General features: G+C 53.8%; 16 protein-coding genes. 10 read left to right on the forward strand and 6 right to left on the reverse strand.

Features of this window, described 5'->3' with window-relative positions:
• Positions 1–222: 222 nt before the first annotated feature.
• The 6 genes from JUF11_RS03195 to JUF11_RS03220 are packed head-to-tail and all read left to right on the forward strand — an operon-like array spanning position 223 to position 7,018.
• Positions 223–1,341, forward strand: a complete 1,119-nt coding sequence (locus JUF11_RS03195; protein WP_204118284.1) for a D-glucuronyl C5-epimerase family protein — start codon at positions 223–225, stop codon at positions 1,339–1,341.
• A complete protein-coding gene (locus JUF11_RS03200; RefSeq protein ID WP_204118285.1) occupies positions 1,335–2,264 on the forward strand; it encodes a glycoside hydrolase family 43 protein in 930 nt (309 codons plus the stop codon). The genes JUF11_RS03195 and JUF11_RS03200 overlap by 7 nt, the downstream gene beginning before the upstream one ends.
• A gap of 57 nt (positions 2,265–2,321) precedes the next feature.
• Positions 2,322–2,723, forward strand: coding sequence for a PTS sugar transporter subunit IIA (locus JUF11_RS03205; RefSeq protein WP_204118286.1), 402 nt, complete (start codon positions 2,322–2,324; stop codon positions 2,721–2,723).
• Entirely contained in the window at positions 2,707–3,495 is a 789-nt protein-coding gene (locus JUF11_RS03210; RefSeq protein ID WP_204118287.1) for an HAD family hydrolase, read from the forward strand. Before JUF11_RS03205 ends, JUF11_RS03210 begins: the two co-directional genes overlap by 17 nt.
• A gap of 18 nt (positions 3,496–3,513) precedes the next feature.
• Positions 3,514–4,815, forward strand: a complete 1,302-nt coding sequence (gene rpoN / locus JUF11_RS03215) for an RNA polymerase factor sigma-54 (RefSeq protein ID WP_204118288.1) — start codon at positions 3,514–3,516, stop codon at positions 4,813–4,815.
• A gap of 16 nt (positions 4,816–4,831) precedes the next feature.
• Complete coding sequence (locus tag JUF11_RS03220) at positions 4,832–7,018, forward strand: alpha-galactosidase (protein WP_204118289.1); 2,187 nt, start codon at positions 4,832–4,834, stop codon at positions 7,016–7,018.
• 102 nt (positions 7,019–7,120) lie between these two features.
• Here JUF11_RS03220 and JUF11_RS03225 read toward each other — a convergent pair whose 3' ends face one another.
• The 5 genes from JUF11_RS03225 to JUF11_RS03245 form a co-directional block, all read right to left on the reverse strand.
• On the reverse strand, positions 7,121–8,461 hold the full coding sequence (locus JUF11_RS03225; RefSeq protein WP_204118290.1) for a hypothetical protein: 1,341 nt from the start codon (positions 8,459–8,461) through the stop codon (positions 7,121–7,123).
• Entirely contained in the window at positions 8,445–9,203 is a 759-nt protein-coding gene (locus JUF11_RS03230) for an ABC transporter ATP-binding protein (RefSeq protein ID WP_204118291.1), read from the reverse strand. Before JUF11_RS03230 ends, JUF11_RS03225 begins: the two co-directional genes overlap by 17 nt.
• A 322-nt stretch (positions 9,204–9,525) precedes the next feature.
• Entirely contained in the window at positions 9,526–11,112 is a 1,587-nt protein-coding gene (locus tag JUF11_RS03235; RefSeq protein WP_204118292.1) for a glycoside hydrolase family 43 protein, read from the reverse strand.
• A 122-nt stretch (positions 11,113–11,234) separates the two neighbouring features.
• Entirely contained in the window at positions 11,235–14,441 is a 3,207-nt protein-coding gene (locus JUF11_RS03240) for a discoidin domain-containing protein (protein ID WP_204118293.1), read from the reverse strand.
• 189 nt (positions 14,442–14,630) lie between these two features.
• Positions 14,631–15,797: an RNA-guided endonuclease InsQ/TnpB family protein gene (locus JUF11_RS03245; protein ID WP_204118315.1), complete on the reverse strand. Its 1,167-nt coding sequence runs from the start codon at positions 15,795–15,797 to the stop codon at positions 14,631–14,633.
• 893 nt (positions 15,798–16,690) lie between these two features.
• Here JUF11_RS03245 and JUF11_RS03250 point away from each other — a divergent pair.
• From JUF11_RS03250 to JUF11_RS03265, 4 genes are all read left to right on the forward strand, one after another.
• Entirely contained in the window at positions 16,691–19,279 is a 2,589-nt protein-coding gene (locus tag JUF11_RS03250) for a sigma 54-interacting transcriptional regulator (RefSeq protein ID WP_204118294.1), read from the forward strand.
• Positions 19,280–19,423: 144 nt separating this feature from the next.
• A complete protein-coding gene (locus JUF11_RS03255) occupies positions 19,424–19,918 on the forward strand; it encodes a PTS sugar transporter subunit IIB (RefSeq protein WP_204118295.1) in 495 nt (164 codons plus the stop codon).
• 2 nt (positions 19,919–19,920) lie between these two features.
• Positions 19,921–20,718 (forward strand): PTS mannose/fructose/sorbose/N-acetylgalactosamine transporter subunit IIC, encoded by a 798-nt coding sequence (locus JUF11_RS03260; protein WP_204118296.1) that lies wholly within the window; start codon positions 19,921–19,923, stop codon positions 20,716–20,718.
• Positions 20,711–21,535 (forward strand): PTS system mannose/fructose/sorbose family transporter subunit IID, encoded by an 825-nt coding sequence (locus tag JUF11_RS03265; protein WP_164507858.1) that lies wholly within the window; start codon positions 20,711–20,713, stop codon positions 21,533–21,535. The genes JUF11_RS03260 and JUF11_RS03265 overlap by 8 nt, the downstream gene beginning before the upstream one ends.
• Before the next feature lie 105 nt (positions 21,536–21,640).
• Here the strand turns inward: JUF11_RS03265 and JUF11_RS03270 are convergent, their stop codons facing one another.
• The gene (locus tag JUF11_RS03270) at positions 21,641–22,078 is read right to left on the reverse strand and encodes a universal stress protein (protein ID WP_125580275.1); all 438 of its coding nucleotides are present in this window, start codon (positions 22,076–22,078) and stop codon (positions 21,641–21,643) included.
• Between the last annotated feature and the right edge of the window lies 1 nt (position 22,079).

Raw genomic sequence — 22,079 nt, forward strand, 5'->3', positions numbered from 1 at the left:
AACCGTTACTTTATACAAGTAAAATCCCGGTAAAGGGGGTAAGACGGGCAAAAGGCGCCCTCGCTTGCCGAGGTAGCAAGAAATCTTAGTGGCGCCAAGAATCCAGCCTGGTTTGGAGACGAAAACCACCAGTGGTGGAACTTTGATGTTGGTCCACACATTTTGGCACGCTTTTTGCTTATAGCAGGGTGAACAGTGAGACAATCACAGTAGGAGGATCACATGACAGCTAATCAAGCGTGGCTGGAAGCCACTTACCAAAAAATTATCGCCAAAGTCGCGGCGGAAAGGGAGCGCATTGGCGCCGGCATTCCGTATATCTCTAAGGATGGCCGCTACGACGATAAATCTAATGATATTACCTGGTGGACCAACGGCTTTTGGGGCGGGTTGCTGTGGCAGCTGAATCACGCCACCGGCGATGAAGCAGCGGCTGAAACGGCGCGGGGGCTGGAGACGAAGCTTGATCAAGCATTTCTGGAATTCAAGGGCTTGCATCATGACGTCGGCTTTATGTGGCTGCCGACCGCGGTGGCGGATTATCGCTTAACCGGCTCGGAGCGTTCACTCCAGCGCGGCTTGCATGCCGCCGAGCTGCTGGCGGGGCGCTACAACCCGCGCGGCAAGTTCATTCGTTCGTGGAATCGCGACCGCGCTGGCTGGGTGATCATCGATTCGATGTTCAACATTCAGCTGCTGTACTGGGCAACGGACGCATTGAAGGATCCGCGGTTTAAGTTCATTGCTGACGACCATGCCCACACCGTGATGGAAAATATCGTGCGCCCAGATGGTTCCGTGGCTCACATTGCGGTCTTTGACCCCAACACCGGCGCGCTGGTCGAAACCTTAGGCGGGCAAGGCTACGGCGTGGGGTCTAGTTGGTCGCGCGGGCAGGCCTGGGCAATTAGCGGGTTTGCACTGGCCTATGCCCATACTCATGAAGCTGAGTATCTTAACACGGCCAAAAAAGTCGCCAACTACTTTATCGCTAACGTTGCCACCACCGGGGATGTGCCGCTGGTGGACTTCCGGGCCCCAGCCGAGCCAGTGTTGCTGGATACTTCAGCCAGTGCCTGTGCGGCTTGTGGGATGTTGGAAATTGCCAAGCATGTGCCGGCATTGGAGCGGCCGCTGTATGTGAATGCCGCCACCCGCATGCTGAAGGCGATTGCCGACCACCATGCGGATTGGGATCTGACGACTGATGGGATTGTGCAAGACGCCACGCCGGCGTACCATGATGCCCAAAGCGAGCTGGAACGGCCACTGATTTACGGCGATTACTATTTTGTTGAAGGCATTTTGCGCTTGCTGGGAAAGGACTTCTTGCTATGGTAGGCGCTAATGTGAACGGCCAGCCTTGGCGCGATGACCAAGGGAACCTCATTCAGGCCCATGGTGGCAGCATTTTACATTATGCAGGCGATTATTACTGGTACGGGGAAGACAAAGGCGTGGCGAACGTTGAAGGCACCAGTCGCGTCCCGTTTGTGGGGATTAGTTGCTATCGTTCCACGGATTTGCTGACCTGGCAGCGGATTGGGGACGTGCTGACGGCAGCCAATGACCCCAGCCAGCAGGTGCAGGCAGAATCGATTGTGGAGCGACCCAAGGTGTTGTTCAATGCCTTGACCAAGCAATTCGTCATGTGGTGTCATTTTGACACGCCGGATTACGGCTTCGCCGGCTGCCTCGTCGCCACAGCCACGCAGCCCACTGGGCCGTTCACGGTCCAGCAGATTTTGCGGCCGAACAATTTTGATAGTCGCGATATGACGCTGTTTGAAGAAAACGGCCAGGCTTATCTGGTTCACAGCGCCAACATGAACAAAACGTTGTACGTGGCCAATTTGACGCCGGATTACCTGGGGTTGACCGGCGAAGTGCGCAAGCTGTTCATTGATCAAGAACGCGAGGCACCGGTGATTTTCCATGAAGGTGAGTGGTATTTCACCATCACCAGTGGCACCACCGGCTGGCGGCCCAATCCGGCGCTGTTTTCCCGGTCACATTTTCTAGTGGCAAATCAGAAGCTGATTGATAATCCTTGCCAGGGGCCCAAAAAGGCGACGACTTATGACGGGCAGCCGACCTTTGGCTTTAAGTACCAAGGCCAGTGGTATCTGCTACTGGATCATTGGCAACGCGAGGATTTGCAGCATTCTGGCTACAGTATTTTACCGATTGAAATTCACGGCCGCGATTTGGTGGTGCCGTGGGTGGATCAGCCATTGCAGCGCAACACTGCCGCCAATGGCTAGTGTGCAGCGAATTGCACACTAAACTTGAACGAAGAAGTCAACATGGAGATGGTCAACGTGGTTAAAATTATTCTGGTTTCACATAATCAGCTTGCAGCAGGCATGAAACATGCCGTAGAAATGATTGCCGGCACCCAGCCACAACTGAGTGCTTACGGGCTGATGCCGGGGCAAAAACCGGATGATGTCGTGGCTCAAATCGCCAAAACCCTGCCGGCAGAAGAGCCGGTGCTGATTTTGGCGGACCTGGTGGGAGGTTCCATGTGTAACGCCTGCATGGCCCTGTTAGTCCATGCCAATGTACAGCTGATTGGTGGCATGAACTTGGCGCTGGTTCTGCAGCTGGTGCTGGCCCAGCAGTTCGACCAAGACAGCTTGCAGCACATCATGCAGCAAGCCCAGCAAGGTATTCAAGAAGTCAAACTGCAAAAAGTGACCGAAGATGACCCCTTCTTTTAAGCTGATTTGCACGGACCTTGACCGGACGTTTCTGAATGCACAGGGCCAGCCTTCGCCTCAAAACGCCAACGCCATTCGCCAGGCTGTAGCGGCTGGGTATGCGTTTGTGGTGGCTTCCGGGCGGCGCTTGGCCTCGATTGCGGCGCTGTATCAAGCGCTGGGGGTGCGCGGCGATAAGATTTTCTTCAATGGTGCCTGCATTGCCGATGCCGACAATCAGGTGATTGCCGGCACTGCCTTGACGCCGGCGCAACTGACAACGCTGATGGCGATTGGCCAACAGTTTGGGCTGAATTTGTCGCTGTCAGCGCTTGAGGCCGGGTTTGAATATGTCCCGCCGACCGCCACCTGGGTGCCAGGGTATTTGAACGTGCTCCCGCATGATTTGACCGCTTTGACCACCGCCGTTCAAACCACCACCATTTATAAGCTAAGTTTCAGTGGTGAACGCCCTGCCCTGGAAGCCGCAGCGGCGGCTGTGCGCGCCCAAACTGCGGTGACTTGCAGCTGGACCGATACCCATTTTCTCGAAATGACCGCGCCAGGAGTCAATAAGCTAACCGGCTTGCAACATTTATGCGCCTTGCGCGGCATTGCCATGACGGCCACAGTGGCGTTTGGTGATTATGAAAATGACGCCGCGCTACTGCACGGGGCGGGACTCGGGGTGGCAATGAGCAACGCCTTGCCGATGGTCCAAGCCGCGGCGAATCAGGTGGTGGATAACCGCGCGTTTGATGGGGTCGCCCAAGTGGTGAGGACGCTACTTTAACGAAAGGAGAGGATTCGCGTGAAACCAACGCAACAGTTCGATTTTGTGCAAAATCAAACTCAAGTCCAGAAGTTCACGTTGACGCAAGGGATGCGGCAGTCGATTTTGATGCTGCAACTCGACGCCTTGGATCTGATCGACTACCTCAAAAACGTCAGCCTGGAAAATCCGCTGCTAGAGGTCCGCACGCACCTGGCGCCGCCTGTAGCTCCAGGGGCCCCAGCCGCCGAACAGCCGTTAGCGGATACGCATCAATCCTTGTTCGAGTATCTATTGACCCAAGTGCAGCTGACGATGCGCGATACGCCGCTGCGGACGTTGGTGATTTACCTCGTGCAGCAGCTCGATCCGCGCGGGTATCTGCCGCTGAGCGATGCTGAGATTCAAAAGGAACTCGGCATCGATGCCATTACGCTGGCCGATGCCAAAACCTTGTTGCAGCGGCTGGATCCACCAGGCGTTGGCGCCCACAACTTGCAGGAATGCTTGTATCTGCAGGCGGAGCAAGACCCGGATCCGATTCCAGATGGCGTGCTGGCGCTTTTGCAGGAGCATTTTGAGGATTTAGTGGCTCACCGGTATCAGTCCATCAAACAGGCATTAGGCCTGGATGACGCTGGGCTTGCCGCCTGCCTGCATTACGTGCAGACCTTATCGGCCGACCCCGGCCTGGCGTATAACCACACGCCGGTTGAGTTTGTGGTGCCGGAGCTGACGGTCACCGTGCACGACGGCAAAGCTAGCCTGAAGCTCAATCGGCGGGGCCAGGCCGAGCTGATTTTTGCCCAGGCCACTTATGATGAGCTGAAAGCCACAGCGGATGCCGAGGCCCGGGAGTACTTACAGGCCAAAAAAGAGCAGTTCCGCGCACTCGAGTACGCCTTGCAGCGGCGCGAAAACACGCTGACGACGATAGGCCGGGAAATTGTGCGGCGGCAATTCGCCTATTTTGAAAATCCCCAGCAACCTTTAGCACCGCTTTTACTACGGGATATTGCCCAGACTTTACAGATTGCCGAATCCACCGTGTCGCGGGCGATTAATGGCAAGTATTTGCAAACTGATTTTGGCGTGTTTCCCCTGAAAATGTTCTTCTCCCGGTACGCGCCAGCGGTGGCAACCGCGGCTGCGCATTCCACGGATCAGCTGATTAAGGCGCTCAAACAACTGGTGGCGGCAGAAGATCCCAAGCATCCGTTGAGCGATGAAGCCTTAGCCAAGCAGCTTGCCGCGGCTCATTTTGCCGTCGCCCGGCGTACCGTCGCCAAATATCGGCAAAAAGCTGGCATCGCGCCGGCTCATGCCCGGAAACAGCCATAAGGAAAGGAAAATTATTATGGAGGCCCAAGAAGCCAAACAACTAATTCATCAATTCGACTTACGCACCAAGCACAACCAAATGAGTATCGGGGTGTTGGCGACGGGGCATGTCGTGGCTTTGTACTTAGGCCAGCGCCTGCCGGTGGGCACCAAACTAGGTGGCATCATCACTGAAATGGGCCGCGCCAGCTATCTGGCGGACACCGAAGGCATTCATGATTTTCGCCTTGAGCAATTGCCGCTTTTATATCCCACCTTTGGCAGTTCTGACATGCGGCGGCCCGCGTTGATGGTCCGGCAGGAAAATGGTTCAGAAGTCTTGGATTTACGCTTTCAAAGTGCGCAGTGGCTCGATCAAGTGCCGACGCCGGCTGCCTTGCCAGCGCTGCGCCCCATGCCGGTAGCCGAAGCCAGTGGACTCGCCTTAACCCTAGCCGATGAAGCGGTGGGTGTGACCGTGACCTTGTTCATTGAAGCCGATGCAACGCATGACACCTTTGCTCAGCATGTCGTGATCAAAAACACCGGTCACGCCTCATTGCACGTGACGCGGGCCTTATCCTGGTCCTGGGACTTTTTGTCTGACCAGGCGGATCTCATCACCTTTTCCGGCGCTTGGGGCCGCGAAGCCCAGCCGGTGCGACGGGCGCTAGAGCCAGGGCTGCAAGGGGTGGATTCGATGCGCGGCGCCAGTGGTCATGGGCAGCAGCCAACTTTGGTGCTGGCCCAGCCGCATGCCGATTGGCAGCAAGGAGCAGCGCTGGCGGCCAACTTGATTTATAGCGGTGACTTTCTCGCGCAGGTGCAAGTCGATATGCACCAAAATGCCCGCGTTCAGCTGGGCTTGAATGATTGGCAGTTCGATTGGACCTTAACGCCTGAGGCCAGTTTCACCACCCCGCAGGCCGTGATTGCCCTTGGCACCAGCGGCTTGCGCACGGTCAGCCACCACTTCCAGCAGCTCTACACCGACCGGCTGTTGCCTGCCGTTTTTGCCAAGCAGGAGCGGCCGCTGGTCATCAATAACTGGGAGGCCACGTTCTTTGATTTTGACGAAAAGACGTTAGTGGCGCTAGCGAAAAAAGCGGCGGCGGTGGGTCTTGAACGCTTCGTCTTGGATGACGGCTGGTTTGGCGATGGGCGCGACGATGAAACCACGGCACTGGGCGATTGGTGGCCGAATGAAGCCAAGCTCGGCGGCCTTGATCATTTGATTGGTCAGATTAAAAAGCTGGGCTTGGATTTCGGCATTTGGGTGGAGCCGGAAATGGTCTCCCCCAACTCGCACCTGTATCATGACCATCCCGATTGGATCATTCGCGATCCGCACCACACGCCGAGCCTGGCGCGGCACACTTATGCTCTGGATCTGGGCCGCGTTGAGGTGCAGGATCACCTAATTAAAGTGCTGAATGCCTTGCTGGATGAGCACGACATTGATTATGTGAAGTGGGACATGAATCGCAATCTCACCGATCTTTACACCCCGGCTTTGCCTGCCGAGCGCCAAGGGGAGTTGCGGCATCGGTATCTCTTGGGGTTGTACCGGGTGCTGCAGGCGGTCACCAGCGCGCATCCACAGGTGATGTTTGAAGGTTGTGCCGGTGGTGGCGGCCGCTTTGATGCCGGGATGCTCGCTTATGCACCGCAAATCTGGACTTCAGATGACACCGACGCGATTGCGCGGCTCGGCATTCAACGCGGCACGAGCTTTATTTATCCACCGCAAGCCTTGTCCTGCCATGTGTCGATGGTGCCCAATCAGCAAACTGGCCGCACCACGCCACTGGCCACGCGGGCGGCAGTGGCAGAGTTTGGCGCTTGCGGCTACGAGCTTAACTTATTGGCCTGCGATGAGACGACCTTGGCGCAGATCAAAGCTGAGGTGAGTGCCTATAAACCACTGCGGAAGACACTGCAAATGGGGCAGCTGGACTGGCTAGCCGTGTATGATGACCGCAATGAATACGCCTGGCAGAAGCTGGATGCGACAACGTTGATCATCGATCATGTGAACGTCCTAGCGCAGCCGAATACCGCGATGAAGCGGCTAAAAGCCTTGGCTTTACCGGAGGATAGCCTGTGGCAGGCGGCAGACGGGAAAATTTATCCAGCCGAGTATCTCATGGCGGTGGGTGTCGCCATTGCCAAGCCGCAAGGGGATTTTGTTAGCCAGCGCTGGGTGTTCAAGCGCGTCAAGTAAGGAGAGAAAAATCGCGTCAGGGGCAGTCGAGGTGACTGCTGCTGGCGCGATTTTTAGCTACTGTACCCAGGTTATCTCAATTACTTTGCGTAGTAAGCCACCTCAACTGGCGTTAGCGCTGCTGCGGCTGACGGTTTGCACGACAGTGAGATACAGAAGCACCGATACGAGCACGAACCAACTGATGTTGCGCTCATGCTTCAATAAGGTCATTCTGCTAGCTAAGATGATCATTGTATTGAGGACTCCCAAGAATAAAGGCAAACCGGCAACTAACCCAGCTTGTCGCTGTTTGATCCGCATAAGCAACGCGCGGGGCATACCCAATTGATATAACGTTGTTGCGTCATTTTGAACCCATGCGTTTAAGCGCTGCACTAACCCCAGGATAATGGCTGCGGCGACCATCACGGAAAAACTAAGCATGGTGGTTGTAAACAAAGTCATCCCGGCGGCGGCATCAACGCCAACGCCGTCAACGGTCACCAAGTTGGCCAAAAAGATGAGTGGCGTTTTGGCCGTATGGAGGGCTTGATATTGCATCAAGCCACCTAACAATAATGCAATGCCGCCACTTAGCAAGCTTGCTGCCAAACCGATCGTCAGCCAGTAGCGCTGTAATAATTGGCGACAGGTTGCCACACTCAGTAATCGCGTTGCATGTTGCCGGATGCTTGGCGTCCGGGCAATGATCGCCAATCCTGCCGGTAGGGTAAAAGCACACACGGCAAAGCCACCAATCATGCTTAAGCTCAACCAAGCGCTAATGGTTGGCGGCGTGGTTGACCAGTGAGCTAGGCCATAGTCGCCGGCAAATAAACCCAATGGTGCCAGTAACGCGATCAGCCCTTGCCACCGGTCGTTAATGTGATGATGGCTGGTCGGGTTGTGGCGATTGTGACTGCCTAAAGGGCGGCAAAAACGTAACCATCCAGTCACCGCTAATAGGCTATAGCCAATCGTATAACCAATCAGCAGTTGGCTTGCCGCCCGGCCAGACCACAGGAGGCCAGTGTTCAGCGGCAGTGACATCATGCGAAACAACCACATCGCAAAAAACTTAGAACCGATAAAACCAGCGGCGATACCGATTCCGCTGGTCAGGATAGCCCAGAGGCCGTTTTCGCCGATCAAGCGCAAAGCGAGGTACCATAGCGGCATGCCTAGCGTCCGATATAGCTGAAACTCAGTGCGATAGTGTGAAAGCATCTGTTGATAGAGATACCCCATCACGAGCACTTCAAGCCCGCTGAGTACCCCAACCAAAGTCCATAAGCACTGTTTAAGTAGCGTTGCGATTGCGGGCGTGATCCCGCGCATCACCGCCGAGGTGGCCAGAATTGACAATAAAGCGTATAAAACTGTCGCTAGTGCCCCGCCAGCGAACATCAAGACGCGGCCTAAAGCGGCATGGGACCTCAAGGGTTTAATTAATCGTCTCATCGCGCCACCTTCCACCGCTAATTGCCGCTGTTTCAACGATTTGCTCAAAAAATTGTTGTTGATTGCCTTTTGATGTTACCGCGGCGAAGAATCGCCCATCTTTGATAAATACAATACGGTCGCAAAAACTCGCGGTGAAGGCGTCGTGAGTGACCAAGATAGTGGTTGTATGGGCCTCGTGATGCAACTTGGCTAGGTGCTGGAGGAAAGTAGTGGCGGCATGGGAATCGAGGCTCGCCGTCGGTTCATCAGCTAAAATTAGACTTGGTTTGGTGATGATGGCACGTGCGGCGGCCACGCGCTGCTGCTGGCCGATGCTTAGTTGATGGGGGTAGCGCGTCAAAAGCGGATCTAACGAAAATTGCGTCGCAACTTGAGCCACCCGTTCAGCCAAGTCTTTGGGCCGTGGTGGCAAGAGGGTCAAAGGTAGCGCGATGTTATCGCCAATGGTCAAGTTTGGTAACAAGCGGAAATCCTGAATCATCAAGCCCAATTGGGTGCGGCGAAAGTTGGCCGCTTTGGCGTCACGCCACTTTGTCACTGGCTGACCGGCGACGAAGACGGTGCCTGAGGTTGGTTTTTTCAAGGTTGCGATGATGTTAAGCAAGGTTGACTTGCCTACCCCACTTGGCCCCATGATACCGACGAATTCGTTGGCAGCGATGTCTAAACTGAAATCATCTAGCGCTGCCCGATGCTGCCCGTAACGCTTGGTTAGATGCCGGATTTGTACGAACGCCACCGTCTTCCCCCCCTCCTTCAAATCATACCACCGCCTAAGATGACCACGCAAAGTCGCCACGCGCGGACAAAAAAGCCGCGTCTGACAAGCAGAAGTGTTCATTGAAACTGAAGTCACTGGTGATGCATGGCCGTATGGTAGTAAAAAATAAGCCGATTCTTTCAGCGTGACGAGTCAACTGATGAAAATCAAATCAAAGCCCAACCGATGCTGGAAGCATCTTGATCAGGCAAGATTGACATAGATGACAGGAAAAGTTGGTGAAGGAACGGCTTAAGGTTGCTCTAATTGACGATGGACTGCTCTGGGCGTGATATGACGTTCAACGGCGTTCTTGATAGTCGAAGGTTTTGAAGGTGGCAAAGCTGGTGTGATCATTGAGGTCCTGGGCGCAGATGCCGACCATGGCGCCGGTGAAGGCCAGTTTGCCTTGCGCCTTCACGTAGTCATCAGACAACTGGTCCGCCGGCAACCCGTCGCCAATCAGCTGCCAATCGTTATCAGGTAATTGATAGCTGAACTGGCTGGTGGCGTGATCCACTTCGGCCCGCAGCGTCACTAGCCCGGCTGGCAAGGGGATGCGCGGAGAGGCATAGTGGGCCTGACCGGCCGCATCCACCATTACCTGCAGGTAGCGGGTGTGCTTGGTTTCATCGTAGTTGATGCTTAAATACTGCCAGTTATCGGTGTCATAGAACAGCACCAGTCCGGCCAGTGTTTGGAAATTGGTCGGCGCAAAGTCCACCGTGGTGGTTGCCGTGAAATGGAAGGCCTGCCAGCGCCGCGCCAGCAAACTTTGACGGTGCAGGCTGGTGATACTTTGCTGGCCGCGCAGGACCAAGCCAGCAGGCGTGAGCTGGGCGTGGTCACCCAACGGGCCGCGTAGCGACTTGAGGCTAATGGGCAGCGCTTTGGCGGTGGTGAAATCGATGGTTTCAGAAAAGTCGGTGCGCTGCTCGACATCCTGCGCAATCGACGGCAGCGGCGATTGCAGCGGCGGCACTTCGCCGCCATCGAGCAGGTAGGGCCAATCATCTTGCCAGCGAATCGGCGTCAGACCGGTTTCCCGGCCCAGGGTGCAGTTGCCGCGCTGCAGCTTCAGAGGCCGGGCAGTGATGAAGGTGGCATACCACTCATCCGGCGTGATTTCCACGAGACTGACATGGCCGCATTTTTGCAAGGGGCTGTCAGGGTGCGGCTTGGTGGTCATCAGCGGCGTGTTCGGCGCCACGGTATAGGGCCCCCAGATGTTGCGCGCTCGGGCAATGGTGGCGGCATGCGAGTAACCGGTGCCACCAGCGGCACAAATCAGGTAGTACCAGCCGTTACGTTTGAGCATTTGCGGCCCTTCCGCATTGCCCAACTGAGTGCCTTGGAAAATCTTTTGGCGCGCGCCGACGAGTTGGTGATGGGCGAGGTCATATTCCTGCATCACGACGCCGGCAAAGCCATCGTGGTCAAGCCGGTGATCGTACAGCATGTTCATCAGGTAGTGGCGGCCATCGTCATCGTGAAATAGCGCCGGATCGAAGCCGCTGGCGTTCAAAAAAACCGGCTCGCTCCAGGGCCCAGTGATGGCTGGGGCTTCAATCAGGTAGTTCAAGGTATCTTTGAAAATCCCGGTGGTTTTGACATCGGTGTAAATCAAATAGAACCGACCGTGGTCATACGATAAAGCAGGCGCCCACAAGCTACCGGAATTGTAATTCCCCAGCAAATTAGCCTGGCTGGGGCGGTCGACCGGCTCTGCCACCACCGTCCAGTTGATGAGATCAGTGGAATGATAAATCTCAACCCCTGGCCACCATTCGAACGTCGAGGTGGCAATGTAATAGTCATCCCCGACCCGCAGAATGCTGGCGTCAGGGTTAAAGCCTCTGAGAATTGGATTAGTGTACAGCTTGGTCATGTGAATCCTCCCTTTGCAGTGTCACCTCAATACAAGCAAGTTTCATGCCAAATAGTGCCGACAAAAAGCCCCAGCACCAAGCAAGCTGGTGTTGGGGCAGAGAGGAGAACGAGTTGATACGGTTAAGCGCGGCGTTTCAGGCCGTAGAGCGCGCCGGCTAACAGGAGGACGCCGGCACCAATCAGCCAAGGCTGAGCCGCTTCACCAGTGGCTGGTAGCTGGCCGTGTTTGCCAGTCGTGGCCTTGGTACTGGTCTTTTGACCGGTCTTGGTGGCGCTAGGGGTCTGATGACTGGTGGCTTGGCCATGGTTGCTGGCTTGGGTCCCAGCGTTAACGTTACTGCCTTGACTGGCGGCGTTGCCAGTTTGGCCTTGGTGCCCACTGTGACCAGGGGTGGTAACTTCGGTTTGCGGCTTGCTGTTATCGGTGACGCTTGGCGTTGTTTCAGCCAGGAGCTGCGGCTTAGTCATGCCGTCTGCGGTTGGCGCGAGTTCGTAGCGGGTGCCGAAGAGGTGAATCTCGCCATAATCAGCGATGCCAGGGTAAGCCGGGTCAGTCGGTTCACCAGCCGCATCAACTTGAACCTTGAAGTAGCGATATTGGGTGTGATTGGAAACGGTGATCGTTTGCGGCTGGTTGCTCAAGGTGGTCATGGCATCGGTGAGTTTGGTCCAGTTGATGCCATCATTGGAGCCATAAAGGTTGGTGCCTTGGCTGCGGTTCGGGAACCCGGTGCGGGCCAAAAACATCACTTTCGTTAAGGAGACGGCGGCATTTTCGCCGAAGTCGATCACGGCCGGCGTGTGCCAGTCCCCGCCTTGGGTGGCTTGATTGTCATCGGTGAGCAGGGCGGTGTTGGCCGTTTTGGTTTCATCGATGGCTTGCGAATCTTTTTGCAGTAAGTTGGCGGTGGTGATTCCCGCGTAGGCTAAACTACCATCGGCCAAGGTTGGGTTCATCAATTCAGCAGCTTTGATGGCCTTGGTGTAGGCGTTCAAGGCGTTTTGGAAGTCTTCGTCGGTGCCGGTTTTAATCAGCGCTTGCACCGCTTTGGCCGCGGCGTTGACTTTCGCGAGGGACGCTGTGGTGTAAGTGCCATCACTGAGTTGCTTAGTGGCAGTGTTGTAAGCCGCCACGCGGTCATTTTCAACCGTAATGGTGAAGGTCTTGGTGACGGTGCGTTGGCCATTGGTGGCAGTAACGGTCACTGGATAAGTCCCGGCTGCGGTTGGCTTAAAGGTCAAGGTGCCATCTGCGGCCAAGGTCAAGCCTTGCGGTCCGTTCACTAGGGTCAAGCTGGTGGCATTGGTTGCCGTCAGCTTCAGGTCCAACGTCTTGCCTAAAAACATGGCGGTATCGCGGGCAGTGTCGCCAATCACTGGCAAGGCGGCATCATCAGTGTAGACACCAGCGGCAAAAGTGACTTTAACGTTGGACTGACCTAAAACCGTGAAGAAGTCGATGTTGGCATTACCACCAGCCACTGGATAGGCGACGGTTTGCCACTGATTTTTCGTATCCGGCAAAGTTAGGGTCTGGTAAGCGGCGTCCGGGGTGTTGCTGGCAGATACCAGCAATTGAGCGGTACCATTGGTCTTCAGCCGAACGGCGAAGGTGCCAGTGGTAGGCTTCACCAAACCGGCCAAAGCTACTTGGGCGCCGCCGCGGTTGGTGGTGGTGTCCTTAGGGTAAGTGGCGTCGTAGGCGGTTTCGGAAATGTCCTTTTGGGTGGTGGCGGCGGTGACTTCAATGCCATCTTTGGTGGTCTTGGCGAGCTTGCTATTCAGCACGGTGCCGAATTGACTGAAGGTGACATCTTCTGTGCCCGCAGTTTGGCTAGGGAAGGTGGTGGTGTCAGCCGCCTTAGCCTGCGGCATCGAGAGCCAGTATTCCGCTCCGATTTCGGTAATCTTGTTGTCGGAATAGGCCCCCCAGTAGTTCATTTGCTTGGTGCCTTCATAATAAGTCGTGCTACTTAAATGGGTGGCTTCATTCGCTACCGCTGGCGCAATTTTAGCGATTTCGGCCGCGGATAAGCCTTCTTGATAACGATAGTAATCATAGACTTCGCTGAGGCTGTAGAACTTGTTCAAACGCCCGCGACCGTCAGGTGACACTGGCCCGCCGAAGTCGATAATATTGGTGACCCCATCGGATTCAATTGCTGGGTGCGCAGCGTCACCCGGTTGTGACACTTGGATCCAAGGAATCGTGCGACCGGTATTGTAGGCATAAAACTGCTGCGTTCCTGCCAGTAAGCGATTATTGCCAAAATTGTAAGGGTCAACGGCATTGGCTGCCGTGGAAACGGTGCCGGTGGTGGGGTCGACTTTGGTGCCCTGGTTATTGATCATCCGCGCCAGGCCAGCGAGATCCAAAGCATCATCCTTGGCGTGGTTGGCGTCGCGGCCCATTTCCAGCAGTTGGACAAAATCCTGGCCGGTTGGGTTGCGAGGGTCATCAGCTGTCATCACATGCATCAAGTTGCCTAGCGCGCCGTTGATATTCGGGCGTTCAGATTGGGCATTGACGAAATACTGCTCCACGGCATCCTGATAGGCGGTGGTGTCGTCTTTGAAAATGCTGGCTGCCATGACGCCAGTTAAGGCGTACAGGTGCTGATTGAAGTATTGATTTTTGACATTGATTAGCAAGTTCGTGGTGAGGGGATCAATAAAGTTATCAATCAGTTTCTGGTTGTCGGTATCAGTCCAGCGCAGGTTGATGGTGTTGCCTTCAGTATCCTTGTAGCTCCCTTGCGTCGGATTGGTGTACTTGGTCAGCTCCGCGGCCGCCACCATGTAGTAAAACGGCACTGGGGCGTGAATATGAGCGTCGGCATAGTACTTGTAGCCATCTTTAGACATATTCTCCCAGATGCGAATCAGGCGAATAGCATTGTAGCGGTACTTCACGTTCCCAGTCAGATAGTAAAGCACGGACTGGGTGTAGGCCCGAAAGCCATCTTGGGAGAGCCGCGGTTCTTGTTTATTCGAGGTGAAGGTTTTATCCAGCGGCACGTCCCGAGTCCCTTCCTTCAGATTTGCCGCTTGAAAATCTAAGCTGGCATAGGGACTGGCCAGCATCCCTTGATAGTAGCTTTCCCAAGGCTCGGCATGCTTTGCCAGTTGCTCTCGGGTATTGGTCAAAGCCGCTGGATCAATGCTGATCCCTGGGTGCGTGAAGCCATCCGTTTTGGTGATTTGCAACTGCACACTGGTGGTATCGATGCTATCAGCATCGGCGGCATGGGTGAGGTGACCGGGAATAAGCAATGCAGCCGCCGCCCCCAAGATCACGCCGAAGCGCCAAAATCCATGATGAGACATTTTTCTTCCTGCTATATAAAATGTGGAAGAATGTCTATTTGACATCAATAAAGGTTTATATATTTCCTTTCTTGATTAACATCCGACATTTCACTTAGTCCCGTCAACATTGGTGTTCCCACTCAGGATTCAACCTTTGCGACATTGACCAACTCTTGAACTGTAAGGTACTAGCCATACCCTGAATGATTAGCTTGCGTATTGAATCAAATTCTCAATCGCATTTTCATCGCGACGCATCACTGCGCCGCATTGATAACACACATAATCATCGTGACCGGTATGATGCTTTCTATTGCCATTGAGGCCAATCTTTTCATCGCCGGTCTTGATGTATCCGCACCTGGAACAGCGCTGCGTGCTGGGATAGAAGCGGTCAACCAAGACCAGCTTTGTTGCTGTCCACTCGCACTTGTACGTCATCATCTGTTTGAATTGACCAAACAACGAGCGCTGAAGGTTCTTCGCTAGATGCTTGTTCATCTTCATGTGCAGATTATCCAGGTCTTCGATGGCAATCACGTCATTCTCAGAAACTAGCTTAGTTGTAAACTTATTGAGCAAATCCGCTTGAATTCGCGTTACTTTCTGATAATCCCGCTTCAACTTGGTTCTCGTTGTACGGTAATTATTGGACCGAAAATGCTTTGGATTCGCTATTCGCTTACGTGCTAGTTGCTTTTGATAGGCGGTGATGCGCTGGTATAAGTCCAGCAGTCTTTGAGGTAGGGTGTTGACTACCTGATACCCATCGGCGGCTTTGTAGTCAAACCGAGCGATATTGGCATCAACACCTGTCACCCGTTGACCTCGTTTTTCGACAACAGCAGTTGGAACATCAATCGCCAAACAGGCATAATACCCGTTCGCTTCTTCAACCACCGTGACCAGCTTGAGTTGACCTTGCCAACGCGGCTTTTCAGCCAACCTGATGTCATACCAAGCCTGAACACCGCACGGCCGATCAAGCCGCAAACGGGCGTTGACCACTTGGGCGCTATCCGTCTTAAAGACATTCTTTGAACGCTTCTTGGCTTTGTATCGCGGCTTAGCATGGTTTGGCATCTTAGGATTGAAATGGTTCTGCCAAGCCTTGGCTAAATCGCTAACTGCTAGTTGTAGGACGCGAGCAGATTGGCGATATTGCCAATCTTGCTTGTTCGCCACCAACTCATCACGCACCTTGCGCTCGCTCGGCCGAAACGACTGATCATCTAGAATGACCGATGCATCGTACATTTCGTTCCAAGTTTCTAACGCCAGGTTGTAGCAATAGCGCCGGTAATTGAACAGACTAGTCAAGACTTTGCGCATCGTCGCATTGGGATAGATTTTTATTTTGTGTGTTTTAATCATTCGCTTCACCCCCATTCGTAGCGAGATAAGACCATTTCGGTTTCCTTCTCGTTACCCACTCGGTTTGTGCTTGCCGCAACGTAGCGATGACCGCGGAAAACGTGAATCCACTGATTACGTCTGAAATTCCTGTTCTTTCGAAGGGGTAGAGCTAGAAATATTATTACTGGCTACTGACTCTAACCAACCAAGCTGAAGCTAGGAATAAAATACAGAGTGCAAACCGCGAGCAAATGCTCTATTTCGTTCCCCTCGCTTTTAAATTACGCAAAGCGAAGGAAAGGTGACGACATTGGTGTGTTTAGGGATCTGGTTGGTTAAGCATGAGGACGCCTTCCACTAAATTATTACATCCTCGTTGTACCTTACTGTGACACTTAATTCGACATTATTGACTGCAGTTCGAAACCTCCTCCTTGGTTCTGAGCAAAAACAGGCTGCGAAGTGAGGCCGTCCTTCGCTACCTATAGTTGCGTAACGGTCGGCAACGCAGAAGTGATTTGATCAGTCTGTAGCGCACAGCACAGAAAGACTGACATGCGGTAGAAAGGCTACTCATTCGGCTAAGGGCGGTCGACCTTCGCTGCCTATAGTTGCGCTACGGTCGGCAACGCCGAAGTGGCCAGCTACGCTTAAGGCCTCGCTGTCACAGAGCAACGGCAATGCCTTAAGCTAGGCTACCCATTCGGCTAAACTCGCCGCCCTTCGCTGCCTTGCTTTTGCACACTACTTGATTACCACCATTGTATAAGCAAGTTGCGGGCCACAATGACGTAATTAGTGTTTAACTTTGGTACACACTAATCCTGCTATTTAGTGGTTGAAGTGCCCTTGCTTTTGCACAGAACGTCTGCTAAATTGAGGGCGAAAGTGCTTTCACGGGAGGTCTTGAAATGAGTAAAGCGACAGAACGAGTCCTGGCAACGCTGCAGCAGCTGCTGACTGAGCAAACGCAGGTGGCAACGGCGGATATTGCAGCGCGTATGGGCGTGAGTCGCTCGGTGACGAGTCATTACCTCAGTGACTTGTTGCAGGCGGGCTTGGTCAAAAAAGGCACCGGGCGGCCGGTTTATTGGCAGTTAACGAGCACGGTGGCGCCAGTGGCCAGCGATGCAGATGATCTGCACAGCTTGGCGGCGGTGATTGGCGCCAATGGCAGCCAGCGGGAAAGCATCCGCAAGTGTATTGCGGCGGTGGCTTACCCAGGCGGCTTGAACATTGTCATTACTGGCCACTCTGGGGTCGGTAAGACCTTTTTGGCCCAGCAAATCTACCGCTATGCCAAAGATACCGGGGCGCTGGCGAAAACGGCGCCGTACAAAGTGCTCAACTGTGCAGATTATGCGAATAACCCGGAACTCTTCTCCTCAATCCTGTTCGGCTATGTCAAAGGCGCCTTTACCGGGGCCAATGCCAACAAGCCAGGCCTGCTGCAAGAAGCTGATGGCGGTTACCTGTTTTTGGATGAAGTGCACCGCTTGTCTGGTGAAAACCAGGAGAAACTGTTCACGTTTATGGATACCGGCCGCTTTCGGCCGATTGGTGAAAACCAGCACGACAGCACGGCTTCGGTCCGTTTCATCTTTGCCACAACGGAAGATCCCCACACGGCGATGCTGGAAACCTTTAACCGGCGGGTGCCAGTCAATGTGCACCTCACTGCCTATGCCCATCGGCCGATCAATGAGCGCCTGGCCTTCATTAAAGTGTTATTCGGTACTGAAGCGAAGAATTTCAAGTGCCCGATTCAGGTGGCCCCCGAGGCGTTAACTTACCTGTTGAACTTGAAACCGGATGGGAATGTCGGTCGACTGAAAAACATGATCAAAGTCGCCTGCGCCAAGGCCAGTACCAGAAAGACCGGGCCCCAGTTGGTGGTGGCGATCACCGATTTTGATCGTGAAGCCTCTCGGGTCACTGCCGACAACTTGAATATCACTCAGCCGCTGATTGTCGGGGAGCAGGCCAGCGATACGGTGTTTGAACTGAATACTGCCAGCCCGGCCCAGCATTTTGAGGCATACTTGGCGGCGCACGATGAGCTGACGGCGCGGGCGGTGCGCACCCAGTTGCAGAACCTTTACCAGCTCAACGGCGCCGATACCGGCGAAGATTCCGTGCTCCATGCGATGCACGCCCAGCGATTCCGCCAGGTGGTGGTGGATCAATTCGGTCTGAAAGCGGCTTTGGACTATGAACCGGTGTTGTTCCAGCTTTACGTCCAGAACTTCACCCTTAGCGCTGATAGTTTGGCCGCCATTAAGCGGTTAGCCAGTCATTTTGCCCGCTCGCAGCATGTGGCCCAGGCCTTTTATGCCCAGCTACCGGTGATTGCGCCGGCCAGCCATGAAGTACTGACAGCGATTTTGACCTGTTGTTTAAGCGAAACGGTGGATGAAACGATTCCGCTGCGCTGCTTAATGGTGGCGCATGGCAGTCACATGGCCACCAGTATTCAATCGGTGGTCAATCGCCTGTGCGGCACCTACTTGGTAGACGCCTTGGATATGCCCATCGATACCACCATTAATCAAATCGCCAAACGCGCCAAGCAAACGGTGGCGGATTTTGATACCTCTAACGGCTTCATCTTGCTAGTTGATATGGGCTCGTTGAACCAGCTTTACACCCAAATCAAAAGCCAATTACAGGGCGATTTGCTGGTGGTGAACAATCTCACTACGGCGACGGCGCTGGATATCGGGCTGAAAATCCAACAAAAGCTGCCCTTTGAGGCGATTGCCGAACATGCTAGCACCGACTACACAATTGCGGCCCAGTACTTCGAAGGCTTCGCCAAGAATCAGAACATTGTGATTTCCTGCATGTCCGGCTTGGGTATTTCCGAAAAACTGCGCGATATTTTTCAAGAAGTGCTGGGCCGGCGCATCAGTTTGGTGACCATGGACTTTGACCGTCTGCGGCAAAGCGTGGCGGCCAATGACATTGAGGCTTTTGAATCCACCTTGCTGGTCATCACCACCACGAATCTGCCGGAGACTTTCGAAATTCCGCATATCAACATTTACGATTTGCTGGATACCAGCGGCCAGGTGATGATTCACGATATCCTCAAGCAGTATGTGGATCAAAAGACTTTCGATGACCTTTATAACCGGCTGGTGCGCTTCTTATCCATTGAAGGCGTGTCGGAACGGCTGGCCTTTTTGAACCCCAGCATCATTATTCAAGAAGTGGAAACCGTCATCTTCAAATTCGAGAATTATTACCATGTCAAAATCGATGGGAAAACGAAACTCAACCTGTACATGCACATTTCGCTGATGGTTGAACGGCTCATGACCGGTGTGTCAGGCAGCCGCAGCGCTTCGTTGCAGCCGAAAGACGCCAGGGAAGAGGAATTCTTCACGGTGGCGCAAGGCATTTTCAAGCCGATTGAGTTGAAATACGGCATCACGATTGATGGCTATGAGCTGTCGTTGTTGTCGGAATTGTTCAAAGCGATTGTGGCGCCGGCCTAAACGGTTTTGCACACTAATCAATTCATGTAAACGCTTCACCAAATAACGCCTCCAGCTGTGGTTTAACAAGATTGGCACCGTATTTGCTTATACGTAGGTGTAAGCAAATCGGGTGAGCAATCATCCGCAGATGGAGGTGTTTTGATGATTAGTATGATGCGTTGTGATGATCGCTTGATTCACGGCCAAGTCGCCCTGCTCTGGTCAAAGGAACTACAGCTGAGCCGGATTATCGTGGCCAGTGATCAAGCGGCCAAAAGCGATATCCAAAAAAACGCGCTGCTCCTGGCAGCGCCAGCGGGCATCAAGGTGGCGGTGGTCCCAGTGGCCAAAGCCATTGAGCTTGCCAATGATCCGCGCGGAGCAAAGCTAAAGATGCTTTTGCTCACCAACACGGTGGCTAACTTGAAGACCCTGGTGGATAACGTCGATGTCGAAACCAAGGTGGACATTGCCAATGTTGGCCGGATTGGCGGCGGCAACTTGAATGATAAACATAAGATCTCAGAAACGGTTTATCTCACCGATGATGAGGTCGAGGCGGTCAAGGCGATTGGGAAGAAACGCAATAATTTCGTATATCAGCCGCTCCCAAGTGACACGCCAGTACCATTCTTGAGTCTTCTGAAAGGAGAATAGTTATGTTACTTTATCAAGCAGTTGTGGTTGGGCTGGTGCTGGCCTTCAGCAAATGGCTCAACGCTTATGGTTCATTCTTACAGTTAATGCCATTTTTCTCTTATATCGTTTTGGCTCTGGTGCTGGGCAAGAGCCCTTCGCAAGCCTTGATCTTAGGTGCCGCCGTTGAATTAGCCTTTTATGGGGTCATGCAAATCGGTGCGGTGCTGCCACAAGATACCGCCGTTGGGGGCGTGCTCGGGGTGGCCTTCGCCTTGATTTTGAACCAAAAGCCTGCCGTTGCTGTCGCGCTGGCAGTGCCAATCTCCATGCTGGCGGTTATTGTTTGGAACCTGCTGAAGTTCTGGTTCACCGCTAACGTTGAAGTTTTTGACCGCTACATCGATCAACGCAACCTGAAGAAGTTCAATCGCCTCTGGTGGTTGCAGATTGCGGTTTACCTACTTGCATACTTCGCCTTGGCCTTCATTGCCATTTTGCTCGGGACCAAAGGCATTAACGCCTTTGTTAACGCCATTCCAAAGCCATTCCTGACTGGTTTAACAGTGGCCGCTGGCATGTTGCCAGCCGTTGGGATGGGGATGCTGCTCAAGTTCGTTTGGAACATTGAATTCTTGCCCTTCTTTATCGCTGGGTTTGCCATGGCTGCCTACCTGCAGTTGCCAATCATGGCGGTCTCCATTTTCGGTGTCGTCTTTGGGCTGATGATGTTCTTCATTGACCGGCATATTAACGAGGTCAAGCAAGCGAAAGGAACCGCATCGACAGGTAATGATGAGGAGGACTTCTTCAATGACTAAAATTGAAATGACTGCGCAAGATAAAAAGTTAACGAAGCGCATGTTCTGGCGCAATATGTTCCTGGGCTTCAACATGTCCTACACCCGGCAACAAGGGGTGGCTTGGGACTGGGTTCACGCGCCAATCTATCGCGAAATTTACAAAGATGACGACCAATTCTGGGAAGCCATGAAGCGGAACATGGAATTCTACAACATCACGCCTAACATGAACGGCATGGTGTCAGGGTTAGCCCTTTCCATGGAAGAAGAAAATGCGAAGGCTCCTAAAGGCACCTTTGATACCGCCGGGATTTCCGGGATGAAGATCGGGCTCATGGGTCCAATGGCCGGGATCGGTGATACTTTCTTCTCCGGTGTTTGGGCTTTGATCATCATGGGGATTGCGATTTCCTTTGCCAAGCAAGGGAACCTGATTGTCGCGGCCTTGCCGCTGATTGCCCTAATTCCTAACTTGCTGGTCCGGTACTACGGCCAGAAGTTCGGCTACAAACTGGGGACCAAGTACATTCAAAAGGCCGTGGAAAATGGCGTGATGGCAATGTTCACCAAGGCCGCTTCCATTGTCGGGGTCACCGTTGTTGGGGGCATGATCGCCACCTTGGTCAAAGTGCCGGTCATCTTCAAGACGAAGATCAATGGCACCGTGTTCGAACTGCAAAAAGTCCTCGACCAGATCTTGCCGAACATGCTGCCTTTGCTGTTGGCGGTAGGCTGCTTCGTGCTCCTGCGCAAGAACGTCAGCCCAGTTAAGGTTCTGCTCGGCGTCGTTGTTCTGGGCTTTGCCTTGACCTTCTTGGGCATTACCGGGGCCTAAGCATTAAGTTTGAGTCAGTGAACATAGATGGTGAACGCAAAGAATCCCTGTAGCCACGCGGCTGCAGGGATTCTTTGTCTGCTCAGTATTTTCCGGGAAATATCGCTACTCGCGGACGACCAGCACGGAAATCGGGGCGTGCTTCGCCATGTAAGCGGCTTGGCTGCCAAAGTGCTTGGCTAAGCCGGTTTTGGCCGAAGCGCCAATCACCAAGAGGTCAGGCTGATATTTGGGAATGAGCGTCTTCACAATCGTTTCTCCAGGGTCGCCTTCGCCGATGACGGCACGGACCTTGGCGATGCCCGCCTTTTCGGCGAGCTTGACGTATTCGCTGAGGTGCTGCTCCAGATCGGCGCGCTCACCATGCACATAATCTTTCGACAAGGCCTGATAAACGTTCATTTCATCGCTTTCAAGAATGGAAGCAATGATCAGTTCAGCTTGATCTGCCTTGGCGCGGTGAATCGCATATTGGAAGGCGGCTAAGGCGTCAGGGGAATCATCCACCCCAACGAGAATGTGCTTGAAATCATCTTGTGCCATC

This window comes from Lacticaseibacillus suilingensis (assembly GCF_016861845.1).
GTDB lineage: Bacteria > Bacillota > Bacilli > Lactobacillales > Lactobacillaceae > Lacticaseibacillus > Lacticaseibacillus suilingensis.